This window comes from Allobosea spartocytisi, from assembly GCF_014764685.1.
In the GTDB taxonomy this organism is placed as follows: Bacteria; Pseudomonadota; Alphaproteobacteria; order Rhizobiales; family Beijerinckiaceae; genus Allobosea; species Allobosea spartocytisi.
Map to the genome: position 1 here is coordinate 38,691 of NZ_JACXWY010000010.1, position 18,133 is coordinate 56,823.

Sequence of the window (18,133 nt, forward strand, 5' to 3'; positions counted from 1 at the left end):
GTGAATGTGCCCTTGCTGGTCGTGCCCGTGGGTCACGGGGCCACGATATCAGTCACCGGGGAAGCGATCCGGTCGCGTCGGCGTCGCCGCTTTCAAACGGGTCCGCCAGAGCGGCGTCCGGGCGGCTGATCTCCACCTTGCCCGACACCATGGCCTGCATCCGCTCGGGCCCCATCGTCCTGAGCAGTTTCCGGAAGCTCGGGTGCATGCCGCCATCGGCATAGGCGAAGGCCGCCGCCGGAAGTCCGGTGCCGACGAGTTCGACGATGCGGCTTTCATCGCGGGCGCGGCGCTCCGCCACGAGGCCTTGGATTTCCGGCTCGACTTCGTAGGCCGGGCAGGGGCCAGCCGGGTCGAAGGAGCTGATGTCACCCTTGACGTTGAAGACGTAGCGCCGGCCGCAGGTGGCAAGCTTGGGCGGCTGCCGCGTCGCGTCGAAATGGTCGGCACCTTCCTTCAGGTTGCGCCAGAAGGCGATGTTCGCATTGTTCCGGTACCGCGCCATGTTCTCCGCCGTCATCCGAAACGGCAGGGCCTGGACCTGGAAGCCGGCCTGGCCGCCGGCGAAGGCTTCGCGCGCGAGCCCATAGATCTCGCTGACCCCCTCGTCCGTCATCGCGAAGCAGCCAGCCGAGGTGCAGGCGCCATGCACCATCAGCGCCGACCCGGAATAGCCCTGCGATCGCTCCAATGGATTCGGGTAACCGAGATTGAACGAGAGATAGAACTGGGAGCGCGGATTCATCAGATCCGCCGTGACGGTATAGAAACCCTCGGGCGCCTGGCGGTCGCCCTCCCGCTTCTTCGGCCCGAGTTGTCCCGACCACCGGCACATCGGATAGGTCTTCAGCAACGCGTATCTACCGCTGCGGTCACGCTTCCAGACTTCGAGCTCGCTCTCCTTCTTGTAGATGCGCACGAAGATCGGGTCCGCCTCGGTCATGCCTTTGGCGGACATCTGCGAGACGAGCTTGGCCGGCAGCGGCTGCAGGTGACGCGTGTCGCCCTCGCCGACCACGCAGCCGGACAGGACGGAGGCGCCGAGCGCGAGCACGGCAGCCAATCTGACAAAGGGGCGCAAGACCGGAATCTGCATGAAGGGGAGCGTGCGCGAAGGAGCCTGATATGCTGTTAACGTCGATGTGTGTGGGCCTTACAACCTGATGCCGCTTCAGGTTCAAGCGGAAATCATCCGCCTGCAGGCTTGATAGCCGCTGTGGGCCAAAAGACGGGAAAGCGAGTGGTTCTTCTAGCGCAATACCGGTTCAGGCAACACGAGCGGCGGAAGCTCGATGTTAAGTTCCCCGCCTGAAGGGGGAGGTGCGATATTGCGAAGCACGAGAGCCGGAAACAGAATGAGAAGCACGACCGTGAGTGCCTGGATCAGCACGAACGGCACGGCGCCCCAATAAATGCTCACGGTCTTGATCGAGGCGGGCGTCACGCTGCGGAGATTGTAAAGGGCGATACCGAAGGGCGGATGCATGAAAGATGTCTGCAAGTTGATCGCAAGCAGGACAGCCAGCCACACGACATCCACGCCAGCAGTGTGTGCGATCGGCGCGATCAGCGGCAGAACGATGAAGGCGATCTCAAAAAAATCGAGAAAGAAGGCCAAGCCGAAGACCGCCGCATTCACTGCGAGGACGAACCCGAGTTGACCGGCCGGAATGTGCTGAAATAGAGCTTCGATCATGAGGTGTCCGTTGAACCCACGGAAAACCAGTGTGAAGAAGGATGCGCCGATCAGCAGAAAGACGACATTGGAGCAAAGCACGCCTGCCGCGACGAGTGCTTGTTTCAAGCCTGCAAGCTTAAGTCGTCGTTTTGCCAAAGCCAACGCCAGCGCCGCACTGACGCCGATGGCGCCCGCTTCGCTTGGTGTTGCGACGCCGAAGGCGACCGAAGCCAGCACGCAAACAACCAAACCAATAGGCAGAGCGCCGTCGAGTAATAGCCGCAGTCGAGAGCGCCAATCCGTTCTGGCTGTCCAGCTGGTGTCGAGAACCGGGGGGGCCAGAAACGGTTTCCAGGCAGTCAGGGCGAAAATGTAGAACATGTAAAGCGCGACCAGCGCGATGCTGGGCAGTAGAGCTCCTCGATAGATGTCGACCAGCGACACTTCGAGTTGCTCCGCCAGCACAATCAGGACCAGGCTTGGCGGCACCACCTGGGCCAACGTTCCCGAGGCGGCGACAACGCCAGTCGCTAGCCGGCTGTCGTAACCGGCACGGATCATGACCGGCAGCGATATCAATCCGAGCGCGATGACCGAGGCCGAGACAAATCCGACGATCGGCGACAGGACCATACCGACGATGATGACCGCATAGGCCAGTCCGCCAGGCAGCTTGCGGAAGAGACGATTCAGCGCCAGCAGCATATCCTCTGCGATGCCTGTCCGTTCGAGGATCAGACCCATGAGCACGAGCAGGGGAATTGCCAACAGGTTATCATTGTTGAACATGCCCAGGACGCGAAAGTACATCGCGCTTAGGAAGGAAAGTGGAAAGGCGCCCGAAAGCACGCCAAAAGCGCCGAAGACGCCCGCCACGGCTGCCAACGAAAACGCAACGGGAAATCCGGCCAGCAAAACGACGACGAGTGCCCCCAACATCGCTGGGGCGAGCGGTTCGGCAGTCAATTTTCCCTCTCGATCAGTTGGAACCGCTGCAGTGGTCGCGGCGCGATTCGCCTAAGCGCCGCCACGCAACGCACGGCTTCGGCAAGACCTTGAAGAGCGAGCAGTAAGAAGCCTGCGGGGATAAAGCCCTTGATGATCCACGCGGGCAGCGAGCTTATGCTTTCGCGGCTGGCACGCGTTTCGCTGGCGAGAAATGACGTGGCAAATTGCGGCCAGCTGATCCAGATCATCGCAATGCAGACTGGCAGCAGCACCGCGACGATGCCAATCAAATCAAGCCACGCGAGGCCGCGCTCGCCGAGCCTCTGCGCCAGGATATCGATTCGTACATGCTGGTCGCGTTGGAGCGTGTAAGCCGCCATCAAAAGCACGACGGCTGCAAAAAATTGCCATTGCATGTCGAACGCCAGCGGCCAGGCGACTGAAAATACCTTCCGAGCAATCGCGTTGGTTGCGATAAGCAGCGCGTTTGCGAGCAGCGCCCAGCATACGATTTTCGCCATGGCGGCATTAATCGTGTCGATCGCTGTTGCAATCGAAAGAAGCCTCCGCATAACCGCCTCATCGAATTGCCTAGCTGGGCACGGCGAAACCGCGAATCATCAATACGAGATTTTCCCATCTCGCACTACGTAGTCGCCTAAAATCGGCAGCGCAGAACGGCAGCCCATGGGAGTGCAAACAAGCACTCCCATGGCTTATCTTTCGTAGCGATTCAGGTTGGGACGTACGAGCTCCTCGTTTGAGGCTGGCGCCTGCCGCGTTGCCAATGTGAGCGGCGCACTCTCTAACGTCTTTTCGGTATTGATCCTGTAGTCGCTACAGGTTGCATGATCGCCGAATGGAGAGGACTGATCGTGCCACCTGACCTGACTTACACGCCTGCTGCCGGGCATCATTGGCTCACCCCCTTCTACGACATCGGTGTCGCGGCGCTGACTCGCGAGCGTCAGTGGCGCAGGGCTCTCATTGAACAGCTGCGCCCTACCGCCAGCGACGTCATTCTCGACGTTGGCTGCGGCACGGGTTCTCTTTTGCTGCGTGTGGGAAATGCCGCCCCCGCCGCTCAGCTCAATGGGGTCGATCCCGATCCGGCCGTGCTGGCGCGAGCGCGGAAGCGATTGTCAGCCGCCGGCCTCTCCGTTGTTCTGCACGTCGGCTTCGCGCGACAAGTGGCGGTATTGCTGGAAGGGCGGCGTCCGACCAAGATCGTGTCCAGCCTTGTGTTTCATCAGGTGCCGATGGCCGAGAAGGTGGCAGCGCTCACCGCGATGTATGCTGCGCTTGCCGCCGGTGGTGAGCTTCACATCGCGGACTATGGCCTTCAGCGCACGCAAATAATGCGGTTTCTGTTCAGAGGCATCATTCAGAATCTCGATGGGCGCGTGAACACAGAACCTAATGCCCGTGGGGTCCTTCCGGAACTGATGCGCGGCGCGGGATTCCAAAACGTTGAGGAGACGGCCGTTATTGCGACGCCAAGTGGCTCCATCTCTCTCTATCGGGGAGTTCGGACGCAGTGATGCAAGAGGCTCCCAAATCCGGTGGAGGAAGGCAGCGAACACGGGGCGATGACCTGATCGCTCACAAGACACCACGAAGATACCGCCTGTACGTCCTGCTGGCCATGCTGGCCATACCCGGTGTCGTTGCAGTCGTCTACGGAAGCAGTACGATCTGGTCGGAACGGTCGACGCCAGTGCAGAGCCGGCGCGCGCTCGATCTGAAGTTCGAGCGCGCGGACGGCCGGTCCATTCGCCTCGCAGAGCTGCGCGGCAAAGCGATCCTCTTGAATATTTGGGCGACCTGGTGCCTGTCGTGCCGCACCGAGATGCCTTCGCTCGATCGCTTGCAGGCCCAGATGGGGAGCAAAGCCTTCGAAGTGGTCGCGCTGTCGGTCGACCGCGACGGCGCCGAAGTGGTGAAGCCGTTCTATTCACAGTTCGGCATCAAGGACCTTACGATCTATCTCGACCGAGAAGGCAAGGCGGTCCGGTCGTTCAAGATCACGGGGCTTCCGACCACGCTCCTGCTCGGCCCCGACGGCGCCGAGGTGCTGCGCTGGGTCGGGCCGAAGGAATGGGATTCGCCGGAGCTGATCTCAGAGATCTCCCGACATGTCCCCACGCTGTCCGAGCCCGGAAATCGGGGCGCGCAGCCGTGAGCGAGATTGGAAATATCGGGGTCCTGACTGCTTTGGCGGCCGGAGCGATCTCCTTTCTGTCACCCTGCGTGCTGCCGCTCGTGCCCGGCTATATCTCTTTCATTGCGGGCAATGCCGTCGAGACGGGACCGGCAGGCTCTCGCGTTGCGCGGCGGCTGTCGACGCTATTCCTGAGTGTTAGCTTCGTGCTCGGCTTCTCGACTGTCTTCGTTATCCTGGGAGCGGGCGCGACGGCCTTGGGGGACGCCTTCCGCAGCTATCGCTATGAAGCGGGCCTCGTCGGTGGCGTGATCGTCATCGTCTTCGGCATCTTCACCACGGGCCTCGTCCGGTTTGCCTGGCTTGAGCGGGAGCTGCGCCTCGAGGGCCCGGCCAGAGGCGGACATTCGGTTGGCGCTTATCTCCTCGGCGTGGCTTTCGGCTTCGGCTGGACCCCATGCATCGGTCCGGTCCTGGGCGCCATTCTGACCGTCAGCGCGGCATCCGCGACCGCGCTCGATGGCGTGGCGCTCCTCAGCCTCTACTCCCTCGGCCTTGGCCTTCCTTTCCTGCTGGCGGCCCTGTTCGCCGAAGGCTTTGCGGCCCGCCTGCGTCGGCTGCGCCGGATCGGGCGCGCCCTTCAGGTGCTTGCCGGCCTGGTGATGATCGCGATCGGCCTGGCGATGCTGTCCGGCCACCTATCGACCTTGGCGTTCTGGCTGCTCGATCGCTTCCCGATCCTCGCGACGATCGGTTGAGACCCCAACCTCATGAAAGGAAGCATCTGTCGTCGAATTCATTGTGCCGCCCGCGCGGCCGACCTCGGCAGGAGACGATTTGACGAGGATGATCGCAGCGCGGGTAAGAGAATGACCGGTTCGAGGGAGCGGCGCTTTTCTGGCTGCGCTAGCTCGCGACTACAGCGCCTGCAGCTGCTCGGCCGAGGTCCGGCCGGACCGCTTGTCCTTGGGGAGCTCGTAAGAGACCTTCTGGCCGTCGCGAAGCTCGCGCGGGCCCGCTCGCTCTGCGGCGCTGATATGGACGAAGACGCCCTGCCCGCCGGTGTCCGGCTGGGTAAAGCCGAAACCCTTCGTGGCGTTGAACCACTTCACGGTGCCAGTCGCCATCGTCGCATCTCCTAAAAAAAGGCGCGCCATCGTCGCAGGATGCTGGGATTGCACAATCCGGCGGTTCGCGAAGGCGACCACCGGAACATGATGATCGGACCATGCCGTTTTCTTCGTTGAACGATCCTATCGACGTCGCCCGCGCGCATGCGGCGTTCGATCTCGTTTGGAACGAGGTGAGACCGAGTGTTCCTGACGGCGATCAGGAGCGCGAGCGGACGCGCGTTGCCTCCATCGTCGCGAACTTCGCACATGTCGCGCTCGACGAGGCCGACCTCGTGCGCCGCACCCTGGATCGATACCGGAAAATGGTCGAGTAGCCACGGGCGGTCGGGAGCCGCATTGCGACCGATGTCGGCGCGGAAATGTCTCAGGCGAGCAATCGAGACCTCATGGGCTGATCAGGAAATTGTGGATAGCTCTCTGGCCGTGGCGGGCTCGTTGAGACTATGTTGTTGTAGACAATAGCGAGTCGGTTTGTCTTCATTGAAGATAGTAAGCAGCTAATTCCAATTTCTGCGGGCGCTTCGCCGGCATTGCGGGAGAGCACAATGGCAGAGAACAACGACGTTCTTGTCGGCCTGGTCGCTGATATTGTTTCGGCCTACGTCTCGAATAACAGCGTGCCTGCTGCCGAGCTGCCAAACCTGATCGCAACGACCCACGCAGCGATCACCGGATTGGGCTCGGAGGCGGCCGCGCCCGCGGTTGAGGAGAAGCCTACACCGGCGGTGCCGATCAAGAAGTCGATCACCGCAGACCACATTGTCTGCCTCGAAGACGGCAAGAAGTTCAAATCGCTGAAGCGGCACCTTCGCACCGCCTACGACATGACGCCCGAGCAGTATCGGGCTCGTTGGGGGCTACCAGCTGACTACCCAATGGTCGCTCCGGCCTATGCCGAGGCGCGTTCCAGCCTGGCTAAGAAAATGGGCCTGGGTCAACAGCGGCGGAAGCCGCGTGGCAAGGCTGCCTGAGCTGTCCAGGTCGGTCACGCTAGAGCGTCGGACTTGAAATCGGAATCGGATGATTCCTTTTAGGCTGTGTTTGTGATTCACCGTTTGTGGAGGTGGATCATGGGTCGCAGCTATTCGGATGATCTGCGCGCACGGGTCTCCGGCTTCGTCGAAGCGGGGCATTCTCGTCGCGCCGCAGCGCGGCATTTCGGGGTGAGCGAGAGCTTTGCGGTGAAGCTGCTTCAGCGTGCGTCACGTCTGAAAACGCTACGGCCTGCGCGTCAGGGGCGTCCGCCCGGCGGCAGGCTGGATGGGCACAGTGCCTTCCTTGTGGCGCAGGTGGAGGCCACGCCCGATATCACGATGCCGGAACTGGCCGCCCGGCTGGTCGAGGCGACAGGGGTGAGCGCGGCGCCGGCTGTTCTGTCCCGGCTTCTGTGCCGGCTGGGCTTCACATATAAAAAAAGCGCTGATGGCGTCGGAATGCGCACGCGTTGACATCGCTGAGCAGCGCCATCTCTGGATCATACGCCGCCAGCCTCTGATGCGGATCGAGCTTCACCGGCTCGTCTTCATCGACGAGACCGCGATCAACACCAAAATGGTCAGGCTGCGAGGCCGCAGCCGCTGCGGAGAGAGGCTTCCCGCCTCGGCCCCGTTCGGACATTGGCGGACCCAGAGCTTCATCGCCGGCCTGCGCTGCCACGGGCTGAGCGCGCCATGGATCGTCGACAAGGCCATGGATCGCATCGCATTCGATCTCTACATCGAGACCCAGCTCGCACCGACCTTGTCGAAAGGCGACATCGTCATCCTCGACAATCTCGCCGTCCACAAAAGCAACCGCGCCGCCCAATGCCTCGCCGACAGAGGCGCCTGGTTCCTCTTCCTGCCGCCCTACAGTCCCGATCTCAATCCGATCGAGATGGCCTTCGCCAAGCTCAAGGCTCACCTGCGCAAGGCCGCCGCCAGGACCTTCGACGCACTCTGGAAGGCCGTCGGTGACATCTGCAATCTCTTCACCCCAGCCGAATGCCGAAACTTCTTCAGACACGCCGGATATGCGTCCGATTAAATGTCCGATGCTCTAGAGCAGCGAGAGCTGTGGATCGGACACCGGGGTCGCCGCTGCGTCGTTGAGCGTCGGGACGGTCACGCTGATCAGAGGATGCCTTTCGGAACCGGGAACAGCGGATCGAGAAGCGCCTGGGCGAACCACTCGACCTCCTCTGACCCGGTGAATGGCCCCGGGACCGTCCGACTTCGCGTCACCGCCTGGAAGTCGGCGTATTTTACTTTCAGCGTCATCGTACGCGCGCTGAGCTGCTTGGCCTCGCAATGGCGCCGTACCTTCGCGACGAGAGGTGTGAGCTCGGACTGCGCGGCGTCGCGCTCGACGATGTCGGTCGCGAAGGTGGCCTCGGCGCCGATCGATTTTCGGACCCGGTCCGGCTCGACCGGACGCTCGTCGATCCCGCGGCGATCCGATAGTACCAGCAGCCCGACTTCCCGAAATGCTCCTGCAGGAAGGCTAGCGGCTTCGCCTATAGATCGGCGCCGGTCAGGATTCCTCGCCTCTCCATCTTGGCGGCGGTTGCCGGCCCGACGCAATGGAACTTCTTTCCGGCCAACGCCTCGACGAAGGCGGGCCCGGCGCGCGGCGCGATGCCGACCAAGTTCGGGGCAATGATCTTCGACCTTTACAAGAACCGCAGGAGCGTTGGGGGGAGTGGAATTTTGGTCATCACGATCGGGTTCGCAGCTGCGTTCATCGCGGGCCTGCTGGTTGTTCGGACGCTCGTCATCTTCGTCTCCCGGCGAGTTGCTGGGCCAGCTCGCGCTGGCAGCCACGATTATGGGCCAGCGCCAGGAGCTCGACCATGGTCTTGCAGGCCTGCCTGCGGAGATCTGCTCGATGAGGCGATCGAAAATGCGTCGATATTCCTGCGGCAGGAAGAGCTTGTCGCGATAGGTGGCTCGGAAAAGGCGGTCGCCAGTACTCCCATGAGCTGTCGCCCACTCACCGCCACTATGATGGCGGTCAGGCCCAAGTAGGTCCACGCGAGCCAGGTCAGCGTCACGATTGCGCGCGCCTCATCATTTCGGAACGCGAAAGCTAGACCGACCTGCACCAGGAACAGCGCAGCGAGCGCCAGTGCAGATGTCAGCCCAAGACGGAAGCGCAGCAGGAGCGCAAGGCCGAACAGGGATTGAGCAGCCGTCAGGAAGAACTCCTCACTCTGCCGCGCGTCGAGCGGCAGCGCCGAGACGCTGCCCGCGCCGATGCTCATCGCAAGGGGCAACATGCCCACAAGGAGCGTCCACTGGTTGATCTTATCGCTGATCATGGTCACGAGCCCATTCGCCGCCCGGCCTGCGAGTACGAACAGGATCGCGACCGAGACTGCCGGTGCTTCGCTGGCGAGCGGCGCCAGCCACTGGATCAGAAGGAACTCGTTCAGCCCGATCACCCGGCCCGTTCCGACCATGGCCTCGGCGAAGGGTTCGGCGGAGGCGAGGATGACGGCACACGCCACAATGACGAGCGCTCCCATCGCCGCCCATTGAGCGCCGGGAGCAAGTGTGTTGAGGGCAGCGGCCGGGCCGGATTCTTCCCCCTCTTCGTCGGGGTTATCGGCCTTGGGCAGGTGCCGCACTCGCCAGACGTAAGCCGCGAAGATCGCGGCTAAAATGGCGAAGTCGAGTAGCGTGATGCGCCCTTTGAACAGGATGACGAAGGCGTACAGGCTCGCGATAAGAAGAAACCCGATCTCGATTGCATTGGCGGGCGCAAGCTCGATTGAGCGGTGCCGGGTTTTGAACCAATGCAGGAAAACCATCAGCGGCCAGGCCAGACCGACTAGGAGGCGGTTCGCCCCGGTCATGTTCGCGGCGGCGTAGTGGACATAGGACGACTCAAGGCCTGCACGACCGGCTTGGTAAGCGTAGTAAAGGTCCACCGCGTATTCGGGCAGGACCGTGACGAGGGCGACGGCCGCCAGGATCAATCCTTGTGAAATGTGTTGCTCGGCCGCCTCTGCACCCCACGACAAGAGGAAGCCTGCCGCGAGGACAGCGACTCCAAACACGGCGGCGTCTATCACTGGACTGGGCCGCCAGCCCGTCGCGCGCAGGATGAGGGCCGGAACAGTCGCAAGGACGGCGAGGGCGACCAGGGTCAGAAAGCGTTTCACGAGTAATGTCTCCGGTGTTCGCTCAAGCTCCGGCCCTGCCTGGGCACATTCAAAGCGGCCACCAGATGCGCCCCTGCCGGCAGGCAACGCCATGGAACCCGAGGTCCGACGCGTGGGACCGGCCAAAATGGCGCGGGTGCCGCATCGTATCTAGGTGCCAGCTCAACCTCAAGGCTCCCGTGAGTTCTGCGAGGCTCGTTACGTGGGGCGAAGACCGTCAGTGCGCGCGGCAAGAGCTGGAAGCGGGCAGGGGTCGCCGTCGTGATTTCGCCGTCGGTGTTCACCGGCAGCGCCGGACGTGTGCGAATCTCAAGCGGGCGGCCGCTGCAGAACGCGCGCACGCCCGGTAAGGCGCGAGTGCGGCCTCCCCGAGACGCCGAAAGGATGAAGGGCAGCCGCCACAGGTGCTGCGGCTCGAGGCTGTAGAAGTCGAGGCACTGGTCGTCGATGCCGGCAGCGTCGTAGACCGCCATGCCGCCGCCGTAGTAGACACCGTTGCCGACCGCGATCTGCACGCTGCGCACGGGCGTTGTCTTCTCGCCTATGCTAACTTCCGCCACGAACGCCTTGGCGCGACCAAGAGCTATACAGATCGGTAATGTTGTGCGGATGCTGCTGATCTTGTCTGCCCTTGGCTCGAGGAGCGGCGCGAAGGTCGGGCCAGGGGGCAATGGTAAGGGGATTGGCACCGCAGCTGCAGGCGCGGTCTCGTTCCGCACAGCGGCGTCAATCCATGACGATGCCTCGGAGCTCGGCTGCGCATCTAGGGTCGGGCCGTGGGAGGCGGCTCCGGTCGGGATTGCTCGGGAGCCTCGAACGGCCAAGCTATAGAGCTGCAGCGCAGTCCGGTGAACATTACCAAACCGTATAGTCCTAGTCGAACTGAGGGGAGCCGCACCGGCCGATACTGCGGAATCTGGCGCGTGGGCGGGAGAATGCTATGAACGGCAGGTTTCGTGCGGCCGCTCTGTCGGTCGGTTTGCTGGTAACCGTCATGGTTGGGATTGCAGTGGCTCATCCCGAGAGCGAACGCTGAATCGGTGGATCAGACGGCGGCTCTCACTGCCAACGCGAAGACCACTCTCGCGCAGGGGATCACAACAGCTAAGCACCAGGTTGGCGGCAATGCGGCCGTCGCTTCCATAGAGGTTCATCTGGACAAGGAAGTCTATGCGATCGACGCGTTCAAGGACGGTCAGATTTACGCAGCGATTGTCGACATACAGACGGGCACGATCGCCGACACATTTGAGACTCATGATGACGAAGACGAGGACGATTGCGGCCTTCGCTCGAGCGGGGTCGTACGCCCGACGACGAGCCGATCCTGTTTGGGCCGAACGTCAAGAAAATAAGCTCTACCTAAGGGCCTTTCCGCCGCTTCCGTGACCGGCTGGTTATCCGTTCGCGGCATCTCCTAGGCTCAGGACTCATTGATCAGAGCCAGAAGATGACGGTGGCTGCGATGCAGATGGCCGAGAAGAAGGTGTGGGAACACCGGTCATAGCGGGTGGCGATGCGCCGCCAATCCTTGAGTTTGGCGAACAGGTTCTCGACCTTGTGGCGCTGGCGGTAGAGGGCTGTGTCGTAGGCGTATGGTACTTTGCGGCTCCGGCTTGACGGGATGCACGGCTCGATGCCTCTGGCTTCCAGTTCCTCGCGGAACCAGGTGCTGTCATAGCCGCGATCGGCGATGAGATGAGAGGCTGGCGGCAAGGCGCCGAGCACCAGGCGGGCGCCTTTGTGGTCGCTCATCTGGCCTTCCGACAGGAGCAGGACGATCGGCCGGCCGTCACCGTCGCAGACGGTGTGGAGCTTGGAGTTCAGCCCGCCCTTGGTTCGCCCGATACGACGGGGAACATCCCCTTTTTAAGCAGGCTCGCCGCCGTGCGATGAGCCTTCAGATGCGTCGCATCGATCATGATGCGCTCCGGTCTCGGCCCTTCGCCGGCGAGCCCGGCGAAGATGCGGTCGAAGACGCCCAGCCGACTCCAGCGGATGAAGCGGTTGTAGAGCGTCTTGTGCGGGCCGTAGCCGGCCGGCGCGTCCTTCCATTGCAGCCCGTTGCGGATCACGTAGACGATGCCGCTAACCACCCGCCGGTCATCGACACGCGGAACGCCGTGCGACAACGGGAAGAAGGGCGATATCCGAGCCATCTGGCGCTCGCTCAGCAAAAACAAACCCATCAAGGCCTCCTTCTCGGAGACCGTGAATCACAACTCAATCGGAATTAATAGGTCCTGAGCCTAGCCGTCGCAAGGTGACCCGCACCACCCTTCGGAGAGAACCGTGATTCTTGACCTTAACAGAGTCAAACTTTCGATTGGTGCCGTTCCCATCCTCCATGACGTCTCTTTACGTGTGGCTACGGGAGAGATCTACGGTCTGGTGGGGCCAAAGGGCGCGGGTAAGAGCACCACGCTGGCGACGGCCATCGGGCTTTTGAAGCCCTGGTTAGGCGAAGTGAAGCTGCTGGGGCGAGATCCCGCTGAGGCAGGACCAGCTGCGCGCAAGGAGGTTGGTGTCCTACCCGAACGGAACGGCTTCTGCGGTTGGATGTCGGCGGAGGACTATTTGTCCTTCTATGCCCGCCTGTGTGGGCGACGTTCAACAAGAACCGACCTCTCTTCCGCATTGGAGCTCGTCGGTCTTTCAACCTTCGCCACCACTCGGACCGACGCATTCACGCAGAATATGCGCCAGCGGCTCGGGCTCGCGAGGGCGGTTCTCGGCAGCCCACGTCTCCTCGTGCTCGACGAGCCAACCGGCGGCATGGACGCAAGCGAGCGTCGCGAGATCCACGATATCCTGATTTCGATCGCGAGAGGTGGAACGGCAATTCTGCTCTTGACGGAGAGCCTTGAGGACATCGAACGGGTCTGTACTCATCTGGGGTTCATCGTCGCGGGACGGACGGTCGCAGAAGGCATGCTCGCGGAGAGTTTTGCCGACCAGGGGCCGCGATGCAGATTCCGGCTGCGCCTTTCCGGCCCGATTCCAGATGATGACCCGACGAGCCGCCCGGCGCGGATGATCGGCCGTGAAGGTGAGTGGACGGTGGTCGGCGTCGATCCGGCGCGGCGCGCCGATGAAATTTGGCGCGAGCTCATGTTCCGCGGCTGGCCTATTGTCGAGATCGTGCGTGCCAACCAGGGACTGCAGGAGCTCTACGCCGAGCTCACAGAGGCTAGTTCGCCGCCGGGGAGAATGGCAGCATGATCACATTACCCAGCCTTCTGGAAGGGCGCTGCATTTCGGCGTTGCGTCTCGAAAGCGGCCTGCACCCGGTGCGTTTACTGGCTGCAAAGGAGGCCCTGGAGACGGTGACGAGCCCGCGCCGATCGGTTTGGTTGCTGGGGCTTTTTGTGATGTTCGCCCTCGGGTCCCTTGCGCTGATTCTGAAGGCGACGGGCGGATCATACATGTTGAACAACCAGGCCCTTTCGACTCTGCTCGGGCTGATCACGGGGCTCGGGGCGGTATTTGCGACCGTCGCAGGTACGGACGCGATTGCGGGCGAGCAGGAGCGCGGTTCGTGGACCTCGTTGCTTGTGGCCCCTCTGTCGTCCCGACAAATCGTCCGGGGCAAACTCGCGGCACCGCTCGCGGCATGGGGGGCAATCTTGATTCTGACGGTACCTGCTCTTTGGGCACTAGGCAGCACAACCTCCCGCTTTACCCTGCAGGCGCTCGGGGTCGTTGCCGTTGGAACACCCGTCGTGCTCGGCTTCGGGTTTCTCGCTTTTGGGTTAGCGGCCCGGCTCAGTTCGGGTCCTTGGGCGTTGTCGCTGTCGCTTGGCGCGCTCGGGCTTGCGGCGAGCCCGATTGTCTGGGATCAGGAGCTCGGAGCAAGATCTCTTGGCGCTGCGTTCGAGACAATCGACCCGTTTTGGGGCGCACTGAGGTTCTACGACGCGGTCGCGAACCAACCGCAGACGTGGGATCAGCACGGGGCGTATGCACTGCCGGGCTTGGTTTGGCTGGTTGTCACCTCTAGATTCGCGCTCGCAAGTCACAGGCACGTTCAATGGCGAGGGCCGCAGTCGATCGGAGCAAAGTTTCATGTTTGGCCCATCTGGTGAAGTTGGCCTGAGCGTCCCGGAGCCGCTCAATTTTGCGAGGAGAAGTGTCACAATTGCTGCGGATCTCTGTAAAGTCCGACCTCGGCCAACGGTCTGTCCACATGACGAGGCTCTTATCCGACCAGAACGCGAGCCGTGCTGAACGAGGAGCAAAAGGTACGCCTCCGTCCCGCCCAGAGGTCAAGAGTACTCCATGAAGATCCTGGTGATCGAGGACGACATCGAAACTGGAGCCTACGTGAAGGGAGGGCTCGAGGAGCAAGGGCACGTCGTCGATCTCGCTGCGAATGGACGGGATGGCCTCTTCCTCGCAGCGGGAGAGACGTACGATATCATGATCATCGACCGCATGTTGCCGGGTCTGGACGGTTTGGGGATCGTCAAGACGGTGCGGGGCGCAGGCATCAAGACCCCCATCATCTTCTTGACCACAATGGTCGGGGTAGGAGACCGCGTCGAAGGACTGGAGGCCGGCGGTGACGATTACCTTGTGAAGCCGTTTGCCTTCGCCGAGCTCTCGGCCCGGGTCAACGCACTGTCGCGTCGGCCTCCTATGGCCAGTGTCGAAACGGTGTTGCGGCTAGCTGATCTCACATTGGATCTGATCGCGCGTAAGGTGAGACGCGGCAGCCAGGACATTGAGCTGCAGCCACGCGAGTTCCGGCTGCTGGAGTATCTGATGCGCAATGCCGGTCGGGTCGTGACGCGGACGATGCTGCTCGAGAATGTGTGGGATTTTCACTTCGATCCCAAGACCAACATCGTCGAGACCCATATGAGCCGGCTTCGGTCGAAGATCGACAAGGGCTTCGAGCCGGAACTCATCGAGACGGTTCGGGGCGCGGGCTATCTCCTCCATGCACCTCCGTAAGATCATCCGCAGCACCGGCTTTCGATTTGCGGTCCTGCACACGCTCGTGTTCGTCGTCTGCGTCGGACTGATCGGCTGGCTTGCCGAGGTCACAGTGACGACAGCGCTCATGGGGCAGGCTCGCCAGCGCGTAGATGCCGAAGTGGCCGCCCTTGCGATGGAGTTTGAGCATGAGGGTAGCACCGGATTGCTGTCGAGTGTGCAGCGCCGTTTCGCCACCCGAGAGAGCCGGCTGCGCTATGCGATACTCGACCGGGACAATCGCACTGTTGTTGGTGACCACGGACTTGCGGCTTACGCGGGGGGCGCCGACGCATCCACTGAGACGGAGACACGCCAATTCAAGAGAGACGCGTCTGATTCCATTCTGGTGGCGGCGCGATCGCTGGCTGATGGCACGCGTCTTGTCATCGCTGATGATCTCGAAAGCATCGAGGACGTACAGGATGTCATTTTGGACGCATTCCTACTCGCGTTGGGGGTCGCCCTGGCGCTCGGCTTTGGCACCGGCGCGCTCCTGACCTACGCACTCCTGAAGCGAGTCGATGCTGTGACGCGGACTGCCGACGCTATCATTGGCGGCGATCTCTCTCAGCGCATCGAGTTGACCGGCTCGGGGGACGAGTTCGACCGACTTTCGGCGACACTCAATACGATGCTCGACCGCATTGGGGGCTTGATGGAGAATGTGCGACAGGTCTCGAACGACATCGCGCACGACCTGCGGACGCCCCTGGCCCGCCTGCGCCAAGGATTGGAGGTCGCGAGAGGCCGCGCAAGAACTGGGGCTGAGTACCAAGCCGCGGTCGACCGGGCTCTCGACGAAGCCGACGGACTCCTGCAGACATTCTCAGCGTTACTGCGTATCGCGCACATCGAGAGCGGTGCGCGACGTTCGGCCTTCCGAACGGTGGATTTGTCGGAGGTGATGCAAACCGTCGCCGAGGCTTATGGACCTGCAGCTGAAGACGGTAACCGCGTCATCCGCGCCGAGATTGCGGACACGGTCCGCGTCCACGGCGACCGCGAGCTTCTGACGCAGCTTTTTTCCAACCTTGTCGAGAATGCGCTCCAACATACACCCCAGGGCGCGCTGATTACGATGCATTTGACGAGACAGTTCTCGGAAGCCGTCGCGGAGGTTGCCGATAATGGACCGGGTATTCCTGAGCAGGAGCGTTCGAAGGCGTTCCGGCGATTTTATCGGCTCGAGCGCAGCCGAATCACGCCCGGGAACGGCCTTGGCCTCAGCATGGTCGCCGCGATTGCCGATGTGCATCACGCGACGGTGCAGGTTCTCGACAACGCTCCAGGCCTGCGGGTCGCGGTTCGGTTCGCTTCCGGCGACTCCTGATTTCTCCGAATTGGAGTCCCCCCTTGAAGCGCACATGGTGACGGCCAGCAATTAACCGGGGAGCCGGCTTTCGCAGGATGAAAGCCGATGGTTCCGCGATCTGCTAATCCGGTCGCCGCCAAAAGTGAAGACGCTCGATGGCTGAACGCCTGTAACGCCAATTAGCGCGTCGCCTATGCACGGAGGGCAAGGCATCCCGAGTTCCGCGATCAGGTCAGTCATCGAGGTCTTCGGAGAGCCCGCTCTCCGAGCACCCTGTTGGCCACAGGCGCATATGCCGGGCCCGTGCCCCAGACTGTGCGCCGAGGTTGAGGAACACGTCTTTGCTTCGCGCTTGCTGCTGATCGAGTCGCGCCGGGGCTTTTGACCGCGTCCACATTGCGTGCGTTTAGGCGTGAAGGCGGCGCGATCCGTGTTTGCCCTCCGTAATACCGGAGATTGCTAGCCGGTCTCGCGCGAGATCAGTGCGACCTCGAACATTACCGATCCGTATAGTCCCGGTCGAACTCCCGGGACCGGTATTGCTGCATTGTTCGTGCGCTCGTCCCTGGGTGAGAAGCCTCGTCCGGTTGGAGCGCGACCGAATGCAACCGTTCCAGCCGAGGAGGCTCAACTCCCGATGCCTGCAGTTTGGTATACGCTGCGCCATCTCGTGCCTTGGACGGGCTATCCTTATGTTGGACAGAGCGTTCAATGCAATCTATGTGGCTCGAGGGAGACTGTGATCATCGGACGCATCGATCGCCGACTGAAACGTCTGACAAGCGTCTGCTGTTCGCAATGCGGCCTCATCCGTACCGATCCGATGCCCACGGCCGAGGAGCTCGCATCGTATTATGCGGATAGCTACCGGTTGGACTATCAGGGAGCATTCGGCGGTCAACCTCCCCGGTTCCATGTCACCCGCAGTCTGCGGGAGGCTCGAGCGCGTGCAGCGCTACTGGCACCGGCTCTCCGCCCAGGCGCACAGGTGCTTGATTTCGGTTCCGGTTCCGGCGAGTTCATCGCACTAGTTCAAGAGGCCGGATGTGAGGTCGTTGGGATCGAGCCTAGCCGCGCTTATGCTGCCTTCGCGCGGCGACGGTATGGGGTGACGGTGATCGAGGACGAGAGTCAAGCAAGCTTTGCCCCGGAATACTTCGATGTCATCACCACCCATCACGTGCTCGAGCATTTGCGCGATCCCGTGGACGCGTTGAGACGACTGGCGCGTTGGCTCGCACCGAATGGTGTTCTCTATGTCAGCGTTCCGCATATGGCCGCCGAGCACAAGCGGCCGCACGAGCGGTTTCATTTCGGCCATACGCACGGCTTTGTACCAGAAACGCTCAATCTCGCTGCCCTGTGCAGCGGCCTCGAGCCGGACCCGCGCTTCTGCCCGGAGGGAACCACGGTCGTGTATCGGAAGACGAACGGCCCCGCTCCCCCTACGATCGCGGCACCCGAGATTGTGGCCCGGATTATCGACCTCTACTCGCGCCAACGTCTTCTGCCATACGTTGCTTCGGGCGCATGGCTTTGGCCGGTGCTCCGCCGAAACGCCAAGGTCCTCCGGGATAGCGTATTTTTGCGATGACGCGCGATCCACTATGGCGCGAAATGTGTGGAACGACCCGCGGTGCAAGGGCGTTTTCAGTTGATTTCATCGGCCGGGAACGGTGCGGTCATTTGTCCCGCGGTCCGGTCTTTCAGCGCGGCTCATGATCGCTGGGTTCGATGAAGTCCGCGAAGTTCGGATTCCGATTGAAGCGGGCGGGGT

At 62.2% G+C, this 18,133-nt stretch carries 19 protein-coding genes and 2 pseudogenes; 12 read left to right on the top strand and 9 right to left on the bottom strand.

What is annotated here, in order from left to right; genetic code table 11:
* Positions 1–52: 52 nt before the first annotated feature.
* From IED13_RS16645 to IED13_RS16655, 3 genes are all read right to left on the bottom strand, one after another.
* Positions 53–1,096, bottom strand: coding sequence for a L,D-transpeptidase family protein (locus IED13_RS16645; RefSeq protein ID WP_191124821.1), 1,044 nt, complete (start codon positions 1,094–1,096; stop codon positions 53–55).
* A gap of 153 nt (positions 1,097–1,249) precedes the next feature.
* Positions 1,250–2,644: a TRAP transporter large permease gene (locus IED13_RS16650; protein WP_191124822.1), complete on the bottom strand. Its 1,395-nt coding sequence runs from the start codon at positions 2,642–2,644 to the stop codon at positions 1,250–1,252.
* Positions 2,641–3,198, bottom strand: coding sequence for a TRAP transporter small permease subunit (locus IED13_RS16655; protein ID WP_089172807.1), 558 nt, complete (start codon positions 3,196–3,198; stop codon positions 2,641–2,643). Before IED13_RS16655 ends, IED13_RS16650 begins: the two co-directional genes overlap by 4 nt.
* A gap of 276 nt (positions 3,199–3,474) precedes the next feature.
* Here IED13_RS16655 and IED13_RS16660 point away from each other — a divergent pair, with 276 nt between their 5' ends.
* From IED13_RS16660 to IED13_RS16670, 3 genes are read left to right on the top strand one after another with little or no spacing between them, the layout of a single operon-like run.
* A complete protein-coding gene (locus IED13_RS16660; protein ID WP_191124823.1) occupies positions 3,475–4,167 on the top strand; it encodes a class I SAM-dependent methyltransferase in 693 nt (230 codons plus the stop codon).
* Positions 4,167–4,808 carry a TlpA family protein disulfide reductase gene (locus IED13_RS16665; protein ID WP_089172808.1) on the top strand — a complete coding sequence of 214 codons (642 nt, stop codon included), beginning with the start codon at positions 4,167–4,169 and terminating at the stop codon, positions 4,806–4,808. The genes IED13_RS16660 and IED13_RS16665 overlap by 1 nt, the downstream gene beginning before the upstream one ends.
* Positions 4,805–5,545 (top strand): cytochrome c biogenesis CcdA family protein, encoded by a 741-nt coding sequence (locus tag IED13_RS16670; RefSeq protein ID WP_248307712.1) that lies wholly within the window; start codon positions 4,805–4,807, stop codon positions 5,543–5,545. Before IED13_RS16665 ends, IED13_RS16670 begins: the two co-directional genes overlap by 4 nt.
* A 159-nt stretch (positions 5,546–5,704) precedes the next feature.
* On the opposite strand, the gene IED13_RS16675 is transcribed toward IED13_RS16670, so the two are convergent.
* A complete protein-coding gene (locus IED13_RS16675) occupies positions 5,705–5,914 on the bottom strand; it encodes a cold-shock protein (RefSeq protein WP_089172908.1) in 210 nt (69 codons plus the stop codon).
* Between the two features lie 101 nt (positions 5,915–6,015).
* Between IED13_RS16675 and IED13_RS16680 the strand changes: the two genes are divergently transcribed.
* From IED13_RS16680 to IED13_RS16690, 3 genes are all read left to right on the top strand, one after another.
* Complete coding sequence (locus tag IED13_RS16680; RefSeq protein ID WP_089172810.1) at positions 6,016–6,234, top strand: hypothetical protein; 219 nt, start codon at positions 6,016–6,018, stop codon at positions 6,232–6,234.
* Between the two features lie 231 nt (positions 6,235–6,465).
* On the top strand, positions 6,466–6,891 hold the full coding sequence (locus IED13_RS16685) for a Ros/MucR family transcriptional regulator (RefSeq protein WP_068078949.1): 426 nt from the start codon (positions 6,466–6,468) through the stop codon (positions 6,889–6,891).
* 99 nt (positions 6,892–6,990) lie between these two features.
* Positions 6,991–7,945, top strand: a protein-coding gene (locus IED13_RS16690; RefSeq protein WP_089172811.1) for an IS630 family transposase whose coding sequence is annotated in 2 segments (ribosomal slippage) — positions 6,991–7,338 and positions 7,340–7,945 — 954 coding nt in all. Because the reading frame shifts where the segments join, the coding sequence is not laid out codon by codon here.
* A gap of 86 nt (positions 7,946–8,031) precedes the next feature.
* Here IED13_RS16690 and IED13_RS16695 read toward each other — a convergent pair.
* The 4 genes and pseudogenes from IED13_RS16695 to IED13_RS16705 form a co-directional block, all read right to left on the bottom strand.
* Positions 8,032–8,721 (bottom strand): DinB/UmuC family translesion DNA polymerase, encoded by a 690-nt coding sequence (locus IED13_RS16695; protein ID WP_260368478.1) that lies wholly within the window; start codon positions 8,719–8,721, stop codon positions 8,032–8,034.
* Positions 8,687–8,841: pseudogene (locus IED13_RS28870) on the bottom strand (IS21 family transposase); the annotation flags it as partial. The pseudogene IED13_RS28870 and the gene IED13_RS16695, both read right to left, overlap by 35 nt.
* 155 nt (positions 8,842–8,996) lie before the next feature.
* Positions 8,997–10,157, bottom strand: a pseudogene (locus tag IED13_RS29355) (sodium:proton exchanger); the annotation flags it as partial.
* Positions 10,061–10,783, bottom strand: coding sequence for a hypothetical protein (locus IED13_RS16705; RefSeq protein ID WP_318652274.1), 723 nt, complete (start codon positions 10,781–10,783; stop codon positions 10,061–10,063). The gene IED13_RS16705 and the pseudogene IED13_RS29355, both read right to left, overlap by 97 nt.
* Before the next feature lie 321 nt (positions 10,784–11,104).
* On the opposite strand from IED13_RS16705, the gene IED13_RS16710 reads away from it, so the two are divergent.
* Positions 11,105–11,419 carry a PepSY domain-containing protein gene (locus tag IED13_RS16710; RefSeq protein WP_157732852.1) on the top strand — a complete coding sequence of 105 codons (315 nt, stop codon included), beginning with the start codon at positions 11,105–11,107 and terminating at the stop codon, positions 11,417–11,419.
* Positions 11,420–11,501: 82 nt separating this feature from the next.
* On the opposite strand, the gene IED13_RS16715 is transcribed toward IED13_RS16710, so the two are convergent.
* A protein-coding gene (locus IED13_RS16715) for an IS5 family transposase (RefSeq protein ID WP_188098602.1) occupies positions 11,502–12,256 on the bottom strand; the annotation gives its coding sequence in 2 pieces (ribosomal slippage) (positions 11,502–11,923 and positions 11,923–12,256; 756 coding nt in all).
* Between the two features lie 100 nt (positions 12,257–12,356).
* Here IED13_RS16715 and IED13_RS16720 point away from each other — a divergent pair.
* The 5 genes from IED13_RS16720 to IED13_RS16740 all read left to right on the top strand — a co-directional run bounded on the left by IED13_RS16720 (position 12,357) and on the right by IED13_RS16740 (position 17,950).
* The gene (locus IED13_RS16720; protein WP_089172814.1) at positions 12,357–13,286 is read left to right on the top strand and encodes an ABC transporter ATP-binding protein; all 930 of its coding nucleotides are present in this window, start codon (positions 12,357–12,359) and stop codon (positions 13,284–13,286) included.
* Positions 13,283–14,149, top strand: coding sequence for an ABC transporter permease (locus IED13_RS16725; protein ID WP_089172815.1), 867 nt, complete (start codon positions 13,283–13,285; stop codon positions 14,147–14,149). Before IED13_RS16720 ends, IED13_RS16725 begins: the two co-directional genes overlap by 4 nt.
* Positions 14,150–14,342: 193 nt before the next feature.
* Positions 14,343–15,020 carry a winged helix-turn-helix domain-containing protein gene (locus IED13_RS16730; protein WP_089172816.1) on the top strand — a complete coding sequence of 226 codons (678 nt, stop codon included), beginning with the start codon at positions 14,343–14,345 and terminating at the stop codon, positions 15,018–15,020.
* Positions 15,007–16,374 carry a sensor histidine kinase gene (locus tag IED13_RS16735; RefSeq protein ID WP_191124825.1) on the top strand — a complete coding sequence of 456 codons (1,368 nt, stop codon included), beginning with the start codon at positions 15,007–15,009 and terminating at the stop codon, positions 16,372–16,374. Before IED13_RS16730 ends, IED13_RS16735 begins: the two co-directional genes overlap by 14 nt.
* A 721-nt stretch (positions 16,375–17,095) precedes the next feature.
* Positions 17,096–17,950, top strand: a complete 855-nt coding sequence (locus IED13_RS16740) for a class I SAM-dependent methyltransferase (RefSeq protein WP_248307713.1) — start codon at positions 17,096–17,098, stop codon at positions 17,948–17,950.
* Positions 17,951–18,133 lie beyond the last annotated feature (183 nt).

Excerpts from the sequence above, each read along its gene's own strand:
- IED13_RS16645 (WP_191124821.1), bottom strand. The coding sequence starts at position 1,096 with ATGCAGATTCCGGTCTTGCGCCCCTTTGTCAGATTGGCTGCCGTGCTC.
- IED13_RS16655 (WP_089172807.1), bottom strand. The coding sequence starts at position 3,198 with ATGCGGAGGCTTCTTTCGATTGCAACAGCGATCGACACGATTAATGCC.
- IED13_RS16660 (WP_191124823.1), top strand. The coding sequence starts at position 3,475 with ATGATCGCCGAATGGAGAGGACTGATCGTGCCACCTGACCTGACTTAC.
- IED13_RS16665 (WP_089172808.1), top strand. The coding sequence starts at position 4,167 with ATGCAAGAGGCTCCCAAATCCGGTGGAGGAAGGCAGCGAACACGGGGC.
- IED13_RS16675 (WP_089172908.1), bottom strand. The coding sequence starts at position 5,914 with ATGGCGACTGGCACCGTGAAGTGGTTCAACGCCACGAAGGGTTTCGGC.
- IED13_RS16680 (WP_089172810.1), top strand. The coding sequence starts at position 6,016 with ATGCCGTTTTCTTCGTTGAACGATCCTATCGACGTCGCCCGCGCGCAT.
- IED13_RS16685 (WP_068078949.1), top strand. The coding sequence starts at position 6,466 with ATGGCAGAGAACAACGACGTTCTTGTCGGCCTGGTCGCTGATATTGTT.
- IED13_RS16725 (WP_089172815.1), top strand. The coding sequence starts at position 13,283 with ATGATCACATTACCCAGCCTTCTGGAAGGGCGCTGCATTTCGGCGTTG.
- IED13_RS16730 (WP_089172816.1), top strand. The coding sequence starts at position 14,343 with ATGAAGATCCTGGTGATCGAGGACGACATCGAAACTGGAGCCTACGTG.
- IED13_RS16735 (WP_191124825.1), top strand. The coding sequence starts at position 15,007 with ATGCACCTCCGTAAGATCATCCGCAGCACCGGCTTTCGATTTGCGGTC.